This window comes from Clostridium psychrophilum (assembly GCF_018861705.1).
GTDB lineage: Bacteria > Bacillota > Clostridia > Clostridiales > Clostridiaceae > Clostridium_AD > Clostridium_AD psychrophilum.
Map to the genome: position 1 here is coordinate 16,513 of NZ_JAHLEC010000003.1, position 14,056 is coordinate 30,568.

17 protein-coding genes are annotated in these 14,056 nt (G+C 30.7%); 3 read left to right on the forward strand and 14 right to left on the reverse strand.

The annotated features are described in order from the left end of the window. Positions 1-476: 476 nt before the first annotated feature. The 4 genes from wecB to KPL38_RS01645 all read right to left on the reverse strand — a co-directional run bounded on the left by wecB (position 477) and on the right by KPL38_RS01645 (position 4,243). The gene (wecB, locus tag KPL38_RS01630; protein WP_216286033.1) at positions 477-1,607 is read right to left on the reverse strand and encodes a non-hydrolyzing UDP-N-acetylglucosamine 2-epimerase; all 1,131 of its coding nucleotides are present in this window, start codon (positions 1,605-1,607) and stop codon (positions 477-479) included. A gap of 70 nt (positions 1,608-1,677) precedes the next feature. Beyond that, positions 1,678-2,706 carry a glycosyltransferase family 4 protein gene (locus KPL38_RS01635; protein ID WP_216286035.1) on the reverse strand — a complete coding sequence of 343 codons (1,029 nt, stop codon included), beginning with the start codon at positions 2,704-2,706 and terminating at the stop codon, positions 1,678-1,680. Between the two features lie 96 nt (positions 2,707-2,802). Continuing rightward, the gene (locus KPL38_RS01640; protein WP_216286037.1) at positions 2,803-3,291 is read right to left on the reverse strand and encodes a deoxycytidylate deaminase; all 489 of its coding nucleotides are present in this window, start codon (positions 3,289-3,291) and stop codon (positions 2,803-2,805) included. Positions 3,292-3,523: 232 nt separating this feature from the next. Next, complete coding sequence (locus KPL38_RS01645) at positions 3,524-4,243, reverse strand: ATP-binding protein (protein ID WP_216286039.1); 720 nt, start codon at positions 4,241-4,243, stop codon at positions 3,524-3,526. 138 nt (positions 4,244-4,381) lie between these two features. Between KPL38_RS01645 and KPL38_RS01650 the strand changes: the two genes are divergently transcribed. Both KPL38_RS01650 and KPL38_RS01655 read left to right on the forward strand, forming a co-directional pair. Next, positions 4,382-5,077 (forward strand): Crp/Fnr family transcriptional regulator, encoded by a 696-nt coding sequence (locus KPL38_RS01650; protein ID WP_216286041.1) that lies wholly within the window; start codon positions 4,382-4,384, stop codon positions 5,075-5,077. A gap of 313 nt (positions 5,078-5,390) precedes the next feature. Beyond that, complete coding sequence (locus KPL38_RS01655; protein WP_216286043.1) at positions 5,391-5,936, forward strand: NADH peroxidase; 546 nt, start codon at positions 5,391-5,393, stop codon at positions 5,934-5,936. Between the two features lie 82 nt (positions 5,937-6,018). Here KPL38_RS01655 and upp read toward each other — a convergent pair whose 3' ends face one another. The 10 genes from upp to KPL38_RS01705 form a co-directional block, all read right to left on the reverse strand. After that, complete coding sequence (gene upp, locus KPL38_RS01660) at positions 6,019-6,648, reverse strand: uracil phosphoribosyltransferase (protein ID WP_216286057.1); 630 nt, start codon at positions 6,646-6,648, stop codon at positions 6,019-6,021. 26 nt (positions 6,649-6,674) lie between these two features. After that, the gene (rpiB, locus tag KPL38_RS01665; RefSeq protein WP_216286059.1) at positions 6,675-7,124 is read right to left on the reverse strand and encodes a ribose 5-phosphate isomerase B; all 450 of its coding nucleotides are present in this window, start codon (positions 7,122-7,124) and stop codon (positions 6,675-6,677) included. A 74-nt stretch (positions 7,125-7,198) separates the two neighbouring features. Then, positions 7,199-7,393 (reverse strand): hypothetical protein, encoded by a 195-nt coding sequence (locus KPL38_RS01670; protein ID WP_216286061.1) that lies wholly within the window; start codon positions 7,391-7,393, stop codon positions 7,199-7,201. 43 nt (positions 7,394-7,436) lie between these two features. Next, on the reverse strand, positions 7,437-8,483 hold the full coding sequence (locus KPL38_RS01675; RefSeq protein ID WP_216286070.1) for an L-threonylcarbamoyladenylate synthase: 1,047 nt from the start codon (positions 8,481-8,483) through the stop codon (positions 7,437-7,439). 64 nt (positions 8,484-8,547) lie between these two features. Then, positions 8,548-9,282: a ZIP family metal transporter gene (locus KPL38_RS01680; RefSeq protein ID WP_216286072.1), complete on the reverse strand. Its 735-nt coding sequence runs from the start codon at positions 9,280-9,282 to the stop codon at positions 8,548-8,550. Positions 9,283-9,333: 51 nt separating this feature from the next. Further along, entirely contained in the window at positions 9,334-9,936 is a 603-nt protein-coding gene (locus tag KPL38_RS01685; RefSeq protein WP_216286080.1) for a hypothetical protein, read from the reverse strand. 52 nt (positions 9,937-9,988) lie between these two features. After that, a complete protein-coding gene (gene prfA, locus KPL38_RS01690; RefSeq protein ID WP_246577762.1) occupies positions 9,989-11,071 on the reverse strand; it encodes a peptide chain release factor 1 in 1,083 nt (360 codons plus the stop codon). Positions 11,072-11,156: 85 nt separating this feature from the next. Then, positions 11,157-12,050, reverse strand: a complete 894-nt coding sequence (gene prmC, locus KPL38_RS01695; protein WP_216286238.1) for a peptide chain release factor N(5)-glutamine methyltransferase — start codon at positions 12,048-12,050, stop codon at positions 11,157-11,159. Between the two features lie 74 nt (positions 12,051-12,124). Further along, the gene (locus tag KPL38_RS01700; protein WP_216286081.1) at positions 12,125-13,036 is read right to left on the reverse strand and encodes a DUF1385 domain-containing protein; all 912 of its coding nucleotides are present in this window, start codon (positions 13,034-13,036) and stop codon (positions 12,125-12,127) included. A 1-nt stretch (position 13,037) separates the two neighbouring features. Next, positions 13,038-13,622 (reverse strand): thymidine kinase, encoded by a 585-nt coding sequence (locus KPL38_RS01705; protein WP_216286084.1) that lies wholly within the window; start codon positions 13,620-13,622, stop codon positions 13,038-13,040. A 185-nt stretch (positions 13,623-13,807) separates the two neighbouring features. Here KPL38_RS01705 and rpmE point away from each other — a divergent pair, with 185 nt between their 5' ends. Beyond that, positions 13,808-14,026 (forward strand): 50S ribosomal protein L31, encoded by a 219-nt coding sequence (gene rpmE / locus KPL38_RS01710; protein ID WP_216286086.1) that lies wholly within the window; start codon positions 13,808-13,810, stop codon positions 14,024-14,026. Positions 14,027-14,056 lie beyond the last annotated feature (30 nt).

The window sequence follows — 14,056 nt, forward strand, 5'->3', positions numbered from 1 at the left end:
CACTATATAATCATTTTGTCATTAAAGTAGCGTAATTTCTAAGTATAGCTTATATTTAAGATATTATAATACCTATGGACTAATTTTTTAATATATTAGTTAACTATTCCATTTCTAATCGAGTTGTGAACGTTCGCAATATTGCTGATATTATACTACAAGATTAAACATCTAAAACTTTTATTAACTTCAAAATTATTCTTACCATTGGCAAAAGAAAATATTCAAAATTGTTAAGTGTGATAACATTCAATGCCATAAATACCAGATCTAATTCCACCATAGTTACTAATTCATATCATTGCTTTAACTTTCACAAAGGTTGTTTTATATTATTTTACTTTTAAAAAGCAAAAAAAACAAGTATAAAAATTGTATTTTCATACTTTAATACTTATATAAAAATTATGTTAAGTTCTTATCTTAATAAGAACAAAAGATTATAACCATATTGTTATAATCTTTTTCATTTGTGTTTATAAATCATTTTTATTAAAATAAGTTATTAGTGCATCTACTATTTTGGCAGAGGCATTACCATCTCCATAAGGATTAATGGACCTGCTCATTTGATTATACTTAATTGTATCTCTCAAAAGATTATTAGCGTTAACAACGATCTTATCTATATCCGTTCCAACTAGTTTCACTGTGCCAGCCTTTTCTGCCTCGACTCTCTCTGTAACATCCCTAAGCACTAATACTGGTTTACCTAAATGCGGAGCTTCTTCTTGTATTCCTCCTGAATCGGTCATTACAATGTAACATTTTTTCATTAAATTATGAATTTCCTTAGTATCTATAGGTTCAAGCAAGTGAATTCTGTCAACATTTTTTAAAATGCTATTAACCATATCTTTCACAACTGGATTTGGATGAACTAAATATAATACTTCTACATCTTGATTTTCTCGTGCAATGATTTTCAAAGCTTTACATATATTCTCTATCCCAGTTCCCCAATTTTCTCTTCTATGAGCAGTAACCATTATAACTTTCTTATTATTATACTCTATACTATTTAACTCAGCATTTTTAAAAACGTAGTTCTCTTCAATTGTATATTTCATAGCATCTATAACTGTATTTCCTGTAACAAAAATAGCGTTATTCTTTACTCCTTCTCTTAGCAAATTATCTTTAGAAATAGTCGTAGGAGCAAAATGTAAGTCTGTTAACCCGCTAGTTAATTTTCTATTAATCTCTTCTGGATAAGGAGAGTACTTATTATAACTTCTAAGTCCTGCTTCTACATGCCCTACAGGTATTTTTTTATAAAAAGCTGCAAGAGAAGCAGCAAAAGTTGTTGTTGTATCTCCATGTACTAACACTATATCTGGTCTTTCCTTATCAAATATTTTTTCAAGCCCCTCAAGAACAGAACATGTTATACCTGTTAAACTTTGTTTTGTTTTCATTATGTTTAAATCATACCGTGGAATAATACTAAATATTTTCAATACTTGGTCCAATATTTCTCTATGTTGTGCCGTTACACATACTGTACAATCTATCTTAGAATTTTTTTCTAATTCTTTAATTAACGGTGCCATTTTTATAGCCTCAGGTCTTGTACCGAATATTACCATAACCTTAATGTTTTCCATCAGATAACCTCCTGTTATACCCTTATTTATCACATATATTATTTAAAATTGTATTGTAAAAAAATATATATTACTCTTTATGACTGAAAATCCCATATTTCCAAGCTACCAGAACTATTATAATTATTACTAATGTTAACAAAAAATATGCTCTTTGAGTACTAATTTGCATAGCTATAATTGCTATACCACCGAGAACAGCACTTATAAGATACATAATAACAACTACCTGCTTTTGACTGAGGCCCATATCCAAAAGTCGATGATGTAGATGACCCCTGTCCGCTTGCATTATAGATTTTCCATTAACCTTTCTTCTAATCATAGCGAATAGCGTGTCATATATAGGTAGTCCAAAGGCCAAAATTGGCACCGCTATTACAAATGCTGTTGCAGATTTAATAGCTCCTTCAATTGAAATTGCTGCCAAAAGAAAGCCCAATAGCTGTGAACCCGTGTCTCCCATAAATATAGATGCTGGGTTAAAATTATATGGTAAAAAGCCTAATATTGCTCCACTTAAAACGGCCGTTAAAAATGCCGCTTCAAGTCTTCCATTAAGTATAGACACTATCATCAAAGTAACCGAAGATATAAACGCTATGCCTGCTGCTAAACCGTCTAACCCATCTATCAAATTAAAAGCGTTTGTAACACCTACAATCCATATTATTGTCAATGGGATGTTAATCCACCCCATACTTAAATAGGGGTATAATTCCACAAAAGGATTAGTTATGACCGTTATTTTCACCCCTGAGACTATAAGACATACAGCAGCTAAAACCTGTATTATAAGTTTGTATTTAGGCCGTAAATCCTTAATATCATCAATTATGCCACCAATTACAATAATAGTTGCGCCAATAATTATACCAATTTGTGATGTTGTTAAAATACCATTATATAAAATTGTTCCTATAACAAAAGCTATGTATATAGCTAGTCCTCCCAAAACCGGAATAGGTCTAGTATTAACTCTCCTTGCTTCTTTAGGAACATCAATAGCATTAACCTTTATTGCCAGTTTTCTAACTAGAGGTGTGCTTATAATAGAAATTAAAGCTGTAATTATCGCTAGAATATAATTGTTACTCATAAAAAAACCTTTCTTTCACAAAATAGTGTTTTATTTGATAAATATAGTCTAGAATATGTGAAATTAATAAACAACCACAATTTCATAAATTCATAATTAATATCCACCATCACCTTGAAGTGAATCATCATTTTCTATCCATTCGTTTACATATACAGTTCTATATTGTGTCTTATTATCTCTAATAATAACCTTCTCTATGCCAGAATTAATTATAAACCTCTTGCATAAAGAGCATGGTGATGCATTTATAACTAATTCACCAGTGCTTACCTCTCTCCCAAACAAATACAATGTTGCACCTAGCATATCATGTCTACGAGCGGATATAATTGCATTTTGCTCTGCATGTACTGACCTGCAAAGCTCATATCGTGTCCCTCTTGGAACTTTTAATTCTTCTCTTTTACAAACACCTAAATCGCAGCAATTCTTCCTTCCTCTAGGTGCTCCTGAATATCCAGTAGATATAATTTCATCATCTTTTACTATTATAGCAGCAAAATTTCTACGTAGACAAGTTCCTCGTTCAGATATTGTTTTGCATATATCTAGATAATAATTGTTTTTATCAATTCTTTCCATGATTATAACCTCATATAAATATATTTTAATTATGTAGATAAAAATCAAAAACTAAACTTATAATCTAATAATCAATCACTGTCATTTTACACTAAAATATTAAATAGTTAAAGTGTTTAATTTACTATACATGTTATTTTACTTTAAAGTAAAAAAAGCATATACATTTTAGGTATATACTTTTTAAAATTAAACATTGGGAAATACAATTTTAAGTTTATATACATATAAACTACATTATTACTCCATTTATACTAATAGTTATTTCTTTATATGGAACTATAACTTTCGCCTTGAGCATAGCTTCCTTTACGGAATTAACAATACCCGTGCAACAAGGTACTTCCATTCTGACTACTGTAATACTCTTAATATTATTCTTGCTTAATATGTCTGAAATTTTATCTCTATAATAGTCATTATCATCAAGCTTTGGACAACCTATTAATGTGACTCTTCCTTTAATAAACTCCTTATGAAAATTTCCATAAGCATAAGCTGTGCAATCTGCAGCAATTAATATATCTGCCCCTTTTAAAAAACCAGCACTTGAGTTAACAAGTTTTAACTGCACAGGCCATTGATTTAATTGAGAATTCACTACTTCACCATTTGTTTCATTTGATACCCGACCTATATTAGTGTTTGTATTTCTATTTATAGACTTTTCCATTGTGCCAGGACATCCGCAAGGCAAATTTTCTTTCTTATTAATTTTACTTTTTTTAATTTCGACAGCCTTTACATCATAATTTGCAGCATCTCTTTCAACTATTTTAATAGCATCCGTAGGACACTGTGGCAGACAGTCCCCTAATCCATCACAATATTCATCACTTACTAACTTTGCTATTCCATTAGCTAGCTCTATAGCCCCTTCATGACAAGCACTTATGCACAATCCACAACCATTGCATTTGTCTTTATCAATACTTATAATATTCCTTTTCATACTAACGCCTCCTAAAATTTTAATATATATTAATGATGTAATTTTGTTTTTTAATTGACTGTATATACTAATTATATTAAACTTACTAATGATAGTATGTAACTCACGTTACCAAAATAAAAATTCTGGAGTGATTTGATGGATAAACTCGTAGATCATTTAAAACAATGTATTTTATTTAAAGGCTTAACCTCGCAAGAACTTCAAAATCTAATTATAAATATAAACTATTCCATAAAAGACAATTGTGAAAGTCATGTCAATTGTCATGCCTACATAGTAGCACTTGAGGGTGATATCTGTAACTCTTTAGGAATTGTTATTCAAGGCGAACTAGAAGTTCAGAAGCATTATGCCAGTGGGAAAATTGTAACACTAGCAAATTTAAATACTGGGAACATATTCGGAGAAGCAATAGCCTTTTCGGAGACAAATGTTTACCCAGCTACCATAGTCTCTTATAAAGATTCAACTATTCTTTATATTTTAAAAAAAGATATTATAGCTATGTGTAGTTCTTATCCTAAAGTTTTAAATAATTTTATGGAATTATTATCCAGCAAAATTCTTTTATTAAATACAAAAATTAAAGAACTTTCTTTTGAAACTTTAAGGCAAAAAATATGTAATTATTTACTATCCCTATATGAAATTCAAAAAACATTAAATCTTATTCTTCCAATGTCTAGAAAAAATCTTGCTGATCATTTAGGTGTTCAAAGGCCCTCACTTTCAAGAGAATTCGTTAATATGAAAAGCGACGGTTTAATAGAATTCAATAAAAACTTAGTCAATATAAAAGATTTAGATGGTGTTTATAATATATTAAGCTAATCCAATTGTCGAATATACTCGAACCATTTTATTAAAAGATATTTAATTTTACTTGATAATTGTTATCCGTTGATGTATAGTTATACTTGTAGCAAAGGTTAAATATAAATTTTATATTAGTTTAGCAAATTAAGTATATAATATACTAACACATGAACATATGCATATGATTTAAAATGTTAATAATCTTGTGTCTAAATAATTATTTTATATTATGATTACTTAATAAGTCTGATTAACTTACGATAACTACTAAGGTAGATAATATTTTATAATTGTTATCTAACCAACAAAATACAAGGGGGAAATAAAAATGAAAAAATTTGTTTGTACAGTATGTGGATATATATATGAAGGTGATTCTGCACCTGCTGTTTGTCCAGTTTGTGGAGCTAAAAGTGATAAGTTTGTAGAAAAAACTGATAATGATATGTCATGGGCAGATGAACATAAGGTTGGAGTTGCTAAAGGCGTAGACGCAGAAGTTATTGAAGGTTTAAGAGCTAATTTCACTGGAGAATGTAGTGAAGTTGGTATGTATTTAGCAATGAGCCGTCAAGCAGATAGAGAAGGATTCCCAGAAGTTGCCGAAGCTTATAAGAGAATAGCATTTGAGGAAGCTGATCATGCTTCAAAATTTGCTGAAATGCTTGGTGAAGTAGTAACCGGTGATACTAAGAAAAATCTTGAAATGAGAATTGATGCTGAACATGGTGCTTGTCAAGGTAAAAAAGATTTAGCTACTTTAGCTAAAAAACTTAATTATGATGCAATCCATGATACAGTCCATGAAATGTGTAAAGATGAAGCACGTCATGGTCGTGCATTTACGGGTTTACTTACTAGATACTTTAAATAATATGTAAACAAATAAAAAGCAACTTACAGATATTTCTGTAAGTTGCTTTTTGTTTGTTTATTATTAAAATAGACTCGACTTATTATTTAGTTCCGAATAATCTATCCCCAGCATCTCCAAGACCTGGCACGATATATCCTTGTTCATTTAATTTTTCATCAATTGATGCTACATATATATCTACATCTGGATGGGCAGCCGTAACAGCCTTAATTCCTTCTGGTGCAGCTATAAGACACATTATTCTTATATTTTTAGCCCCTCTTTTCTTAAGAGCTGATATTGCATCTATTGCAGAACCTCCTGTAGCAATCATAGGATCTGTAATAATTACATCTCTTTCACTGATGTCCTGAGGTAATTTACAAAAATATTCAACTGGTTGCAATGTTCCCTCATCTCTATACATTCCTATATGTCCAACCTTAGCTGCTGGTATAAGGTTAAGCACTCCATCAACCATTCCAAGTCCTGCTCTAAGTATTGGCACTATAGCCATTTTCTTTCCAGCTAAAACCTTACATTTAGTAGTACAAATAGGAGTTTCAATTTCTACTTCTTCTACTTGTATATTACGCGTAACTTCATATGCCATAAGCATAGCAACTTCTTCAACTAACTCTCTAAAATGCTTTGAGCCTGTGTTTTTGTCTCTTATGTATGCCAATTTGTGTTGTATAAGTGGATGTGTGATTTGTGTTACTTTACTCATATTTATTTCCTCCAATTATTTTATGTTTATTTAGAATATTTTTTTTCAATATCAGCTATTTTATCAATTCTTCTTTGATGTCTGTCTCCTTGAAATTTAGCGTTTAGAAAAGTATCTACTATATCAAGAGCTAATCCAGTACCAACAACTCGTGCACCTAGAGCAAGTATATTAGCATTATTATGCTCTCGAGTTGCATGAGCGCTAAAAGTATCGCTGCATAGTGCAGCTCTTATCCCAGGCACCTTATTAGCAGAAATGCTTACTCCTATGCCTGTGCCACATATCAATATACCTAGCTCAAAATTTTTTGCCACTACCTCTTCTGCAACCTTTAATGCATAAACTGGATAATCGCAAGACTCTTCAGTATAAGTGCCAAAATCTTTTACCTCAATGTTTTTACTCTCCAGATGCTTAATTATCTCTTTTTTTAAATTTAATCCACCATGGTCACAGCCTAATGCTATTTTCATTGTCAAAACACCTCCATAAAATGCTATGTTATTTGTAATATTGCAAAAAAAGAAGATAACGTCATTTAAATAAACTATTTAAATGCTATTATCTTCCTTATATTATCAATCAATAACACATTATTATTTAATCGAATAATTTTTTTTATAAATAAAGAAATATTCCTAACCGGTCGGTTTATATTGTCTATACTACATATTTGAGTAAAAATAGCTTCTATCATAACACTTCTTCGCATTCTTTTGTTACAAACATATAATATATCCATAGTAATCCTCCCTGTAATCTTCTAGAATAGTTTCTTATAAAACCTATACTTTAATTATATCAAAACCTGCAGATTTCTTAAGCCTATTCATTATGGCAACACCTATGCCTTTTTCTTCAAAAGCTTCTGATAATATCAAATCTACATCTATGGAATCAAATCCTCTTAGAACTTCAAATAGATTACTTGCAACATCCTCAAGCTTATTTCTGTTGCCTAAAGATACAACCGTACCATAAGGATACTTACTTTTAGTTTCATCTGTTGCTATAATCCCTATTTTTTTATTACCCATATTAGTTTGCACTATCTCATTGATTTTTGCAACTGTTTTTTCTAAATCTCCTGAAATAATTTTTACTGGAGATTTTGGTGCATAATGCCTATATTTCATTCCAGGTGCCTTAGGTTTAAAATCATCTTTTGGTTTAGACATTATACTTTTATCAATATATATATTTGGGTCTATTTCTCTTAACATCTCAACAGTTATTACCCCTGGTCTAAGTATACACAGTGGAGTACAAGTACAATCTACTATTGTTGACTCAACACCTACCTTGCTTTTATTTCCTCCTAGAATATAGTCAATCTTTCCAAACAGGTCCTCAATACAACTTTCTACTTCAGTAGGACTAGGTCTACCTGATATATTTGCAGATGGAGCTGCAATTGGTGTTCCTGATGCCTCAATAAGCTTTTTCGCAATGATGTTTGATGGCATCCTTATGCCTACAGTATCAAGTCCTGCACTTGTAATACTTGGAATTAAATCTGACTTATTAAAAATAAGTGTTATTGGGCCAGGCCAGTATTTATTCATAATTTCTTTAGCTATATCTGGTATTTCTTTAACTAAATGTTCTATGTTTAAGCTAGCTACATGAACTATAAGAGGATTATCTTGTGGTCTCCCCTTAGCCTTGAATATCTTTTCCACAGCGATTTTATCTAAGGCATTTGCCCCAAGTCCATAAACTGTTTCTGTAGGGAAAGCAACTAATCCACCTTGTTTTATAACAGTCCCTGCATCATTAATCATATTTTGGTCAATATTATTTTCATCTATTTTCACAATTTTTGTATTCATTTTTACACCTCTTAATCAAAACTTTACTAACCATCTTAAAAACCATAATTAGTTTTCGAAATAGTTATATGACATTAATCATTAGTAAACCAACTATCATTCCTAAAAGGATTCCTAATGTGCTGGTTATTCCTGGCCAAAGTTTTTTAGACTCTGGAATCATTTCTCCATGAATTACATATAGCATAACACCAGACGCAAATGCTAAAGCGCTACCTAATACTACTACAGATATGCTTCCAATATAAATTCCTATCCAGGCCCCAATTGCAGTAGGAAGCGCCGTTAGAAACGCATAAAACAATATTTTATTACTCTTTATTCCCGAAAGCATGAGCGGAGCCGCAACAGCTAGTCCCTCCGGTATATCATGTATTGCAATTATCATGCTCATTTTAAGTCCTAGATTATCACCATTAGCAAATCCGAATCCCATTACTAAACCTTCTGGGAAATTATGAATCATTATTCCTACAGCAACCATAAATGCTACTTTCGTATGTTGTGAATTTACATTACTACTTAAATTACTACTTCTATCTATTATTACAACAATAATAATTCCTAAAATCAAAAACATTAAAGCTCCAATAATACCCATCTTATTTATAGCATCTGGGATAAGTTCAAACACTACTATAGAAAGCATAAGTCCCGATGCAAATCCTATAATATTTCCTAGAAATCTTCTTGAAGGTTTATTCATAGTTACGCCTAATATTGCACCTAACATTGTGCCAATTAAAGCCATTACCCCTGAAAATATAATTATTATAATAATACTGCTTTTCAAATTCATGCCCCCGCTTCTATAGAAATGTGCTTAATTTTTCTATTTCTATAGTCTATTTTATTTATGAGCGTGGGGGTTTATACCGCAATCTCTATATTCTTTAATTTTATCTATAGCATTATCAGAAAATACTGCTCGTTCACAAAACTTATATAATTCATCAAGCAACATATATTTTTTAAATCCACCATTATCAATTATAAAATAAGAATAAGTTTCTTCTGGATTAAGTATTTTAATATTTTTATACATTTGGGCAACATAAGGGTATTTTTTTAAAAAATTAATTTCTATAGGATAAATTTTTTTATTTCTAAATTTAGATTTTATTATAATAATTATTTTCATATTTTTATCTTGACCTTCAACATGAACTGCTCTAACTTTTTTGCATATTACCATAAATTTAGTTCTTGCAATTCCACACCATATGCTGATTTTATACCCATCTATCTTAAAATCAATATACTCGTCGTTAAGTCTATAAAGTATTACAAAAATAATCATAAGTTCCATGAGAAATAAATATATTATAAAGAATACATTTATTACCTTTGATACATCTAATATAATTGGCAATATAACAAAAATAAAGCCCATTGATAGCACAAACCGTTTATAAGTTTTTTTTTGCTTTCTAATGGCCTTATTTATATTCATAGTTATACCCTTCATTTATAATAATATTTTTGCTATTATGTACACAAGCAAATTATTCGTTATCATTATTACCCATAGCCTTCATCTTTTCTGCTTGGTCAGCAGTTATTAAGCTATTCATCATTTCATCTATATCTCCATCAAGAAAAGAATCCAATTTATACAAAGTTAATCCTATTCTGTGATCCGTCACTCTTCCTTGAGGATAGTTATAAGTTCTTATTCGCTCACTTCTATCTCCTGTTCCTACTTGGCTTCTTCTATTTTTAGCTATTCCCGCTGATCTTTCAGCTTCAGCCTTATCATATAATCTCGATTTTAATATCTTCAGAGCTTTTTCTTTGTTTTTTAGTTGAGATTTCTCATCTTGACAAGAAACTACAAGTCCTGTAGGTATATGTGTCATCCTTACTGCTGAATCTGTTGTGTTAACGCATTGTCCTCCGTTACCAGACGCTCTAAATACATCTATTCTAAGGTCATTAGCATTAACTTCAATATCTACATCTTCAACCTCTGGGAGTACTGCAACTGTTGCTGTAGATGTATGAATTCTTCCACTTGATTCGGTGTCAGGAACTCTTTGAACTCTGTGCACTCCACTTTCATATTTAAACTTACTATATGTTGATTCACCTTTTACCATAAATACTACTTCTTTAAATCCACCAATATCTGTTTCATTTGCACTCATTACTTCAACTTTCCATTTATTACGTTCTGCATATCTTGTATACATTCTAAATAAATTTGCTGCGAACAATGCCGCTTCATCTCCACCTGCACCCGCTCTGATTTCTATAAATACATTTTTTTCATCATTTGGGTCTTTAGGCAAAAGTAAAATTCTTAATTCTTCCTGCACGGTTTCTTTAGTTTTAGTTAAATCCTTAATTTCTTCTTGAATCATATCTTTCATTTCTTTGTCTGATTCTTCTTTTAGCATTTCTTTATTTGCATCTAAGTCCAATTTTGCTTTTTTGTATATTCTATATTTTGTAACAATTATTTCCAAATCTGCATGTTCTTTGCATAGCTTTCTCCATTCCTTTTGATTAGCTATAACCAATGGATCACCAATTTTCATTGAAAGTTCATCATATTTATTTACTGTAAAATCAAGCATCTCTAACATTATTTTATCACTCCGTATATATATTTTCCCATTATATAATTATATCACAATCAGATGTAGAATACAAACTGTGCTCAACTAATAATCATTCTAAAGTAATGGGCTCAACCACCAAGGTGGCTTGTTTATCAACTAATGTGGCCTTAATCACCCTATCATTTCCCGATAGATCTTTAATACATTCTATTATTTTATATCCCGCTTCTAAAAGAATATTTACAACTTCTTTTCTTTGATCATATCCTATTTCAAAAGCCAGAAGTCCTCCCTTTTCTAATACATGTAAACTTTCCTCTGCAATTCTTCTATAAAAGTCCAAACCATCTTCTCCTCCGTTAAGAGCTATGAGTGGTTCGTAATTCTTTACATCATCCATTAATGTAGGTATAACCGATTTTTTTATATAAGGAGGATTAGAAACTATCACCTCAAATTTCTTGTTTTTACTAATCGCTACTTGTAATAAGTCACTAAGTTCCTCATTAACCCTAGCAGATAAATTGAATCTTTTTATATTTAATTCTGATACATCTAAAGCCTCTTTTGAAATATCATATAGCACTACCTTCGTGCTTTTATTAAATTCAGCTATGGCAATGCCAATCGCTCCACTCCCGCAACAAACGTCGCATATATAAGTGTATCCTTTTTCTTTTATATACTTAATTACTTCCTCAACTAAAATTTCTGTATCAGGTCTCGGTATTAAAACTCCTGGTTTTACTATAAAATTCATACCCATAAATTCGCATTCCCCGAGAATATATTTTATAGGCATTTTATCTTTTCTAATCTGAATTAATTTTAAAAACTCATTTTCCTGTTGTTTAGTAATATTAAAATCCCTATTTATCATTATAAACAATTTATCTTTTTTTAAAACCTGGCTTAATAAAAGTTGTGAATCCAATAAATAGCTTTCGATTTTAACTTTTTTTAGAATTCCATATGCCTCTATAAGTATTTCCCCTATATTAATTTTTTACCCACCTTCATTCATTATTGTCTTCATTCATATTTACCATAAATAAATATATTTATATTATGGCTAAGTTAATCTGTAATTCCCTCTGCTACTTTAAGGGCTCTTATTGCCACCTCTAGTTGAGATAAATCTGGTTCTCTTGTAGTTAGATTCTGCAACTTAAGTCCTGGGTAAGAAAGGATTTTAGCAAATATACTCTCACTTTTACCCATCCATTTAATAATTTCATAACTTACACCTGAAATCAAAGGAAGTAATACTATTCTATACATTATTCTCTCACCAATTGAATGCCAACCAGTAAATGAGAACATTATTATACTAACTATCATAACTAAGAACAAAAAATTCGTGCCACATCTTGGATGTAATCTTCCAAATTTAGCTGCATTCTCTGGTGTTAATTCAGTACCACTTTCATAACAAAATATAGTTTTATGTTCCGCGCCGTGATATTCATATACCCTCTTAATGTCTTCCATTTTTCCTATTAGATACACATATAATAAAAATAGTACCACCCTAATAATTCCTTCTACAATGTTCATACCCATTGGGGTTGCACCTATTCCGCTGAAGAAGTTAGCAACTATTGTAGGTAAAATAAAAAATATACCTATAGATATAGCTAGTGACATCACAAGCGATACTCCCATAATCACATCATTACTTTTTTCTTTAAATATTTTTCTTATCCATTTGTCGAATTTCGAAGGTTCATCCTCATCTTCATCTTCAAAGAAAGAGGCAGAATAATTCAAAGTTTTTACTCCTATAATTAAGGATTCGATTAAAGAAATAAAGCCTCTTATTATTGGAAGCCCAAATATTTTATTTTTTTTAGTATATGATGTATAAATGTTTTTTTCAACTACTATTTCTCCTTGCTCAGTTCGCACCGCAGTGGCAATTCCATTACTTCCTCGCATCATAACGCCTTCAATAACTGCCTGGCCTCCAACATTTATATTCTTAGACATTTTATACTCCTTCTCTAGGCACAATATGACATTTTCTGCATCGGGCTTCATAAGATTCTGTATCTCCGATCAAAACAATAGGATCCTCATATCTTGCTGGTTTTCCATTTATTAAACGTTGAGTTCTAGTTGCAGGATTACCACACACTACACAAATAGCTGCAATTTTATCTATAAATTCAGCAATAGCGAGAAGTGCAGGTATAGGTCCAAAAGGTTCACCCTTGAAATCCATATCCAATCCAGCACATATTACTCTTTTATTATCATCAGCGAGTATTGTAATTACATCAATTATTCCTTTATCAAAAAACTGTACCTCGTCAATAGCAACAACCTGTGTATCCGTATCTAATAGTTCTAGTATCTGAGCACTATCCTTAACTGGGAATGCTTCCACTTTGCTTCCACAATGAGACACAACATTTCTCTTGCTATATCTATTGTCAATTTCGGGTTTAAAAACTTGTACCTTTTGTTTTGCTATTTTTGTCCTTCTTATCCTACGTAGAAGTTCCTCTGATTTTCCACTATACATAGGTCCTATAATAACTTCAACCCATCCATGATCTTTTGGTCCATACATATATTTACCTCCATTTGTTGATTTAAATAAAAAAATTATCATATATATCTTATCAAATATATACTATATATTAAAGCATATTAAAGCAAAAAAATTTTTTTTTTCATTGACTTAGTTATTAATTATATGATAAAATTTAAATGTTGACAATACGGATACATATTTATTTAAAAGAGGTGAAAAATATGCAAAAAGGAATACATCCAGAATACCATCATGATACAGTTGTTAAATGCGCATGTGGAAACACTTTTATTACAGGATCTACTTCAAAAGAACTTAAAGTAGACGTATGTTCTAATTGCCATCCATTCTACACTGGGAAGCAAAAGAATATTGATGCCGGTGGAAGAGTTGATAGATTCATGAAGAAATTTAACATAAAAAAAGAAGATGTAGAATAATATATTAATGGAAAAGATTTAATTATCTTT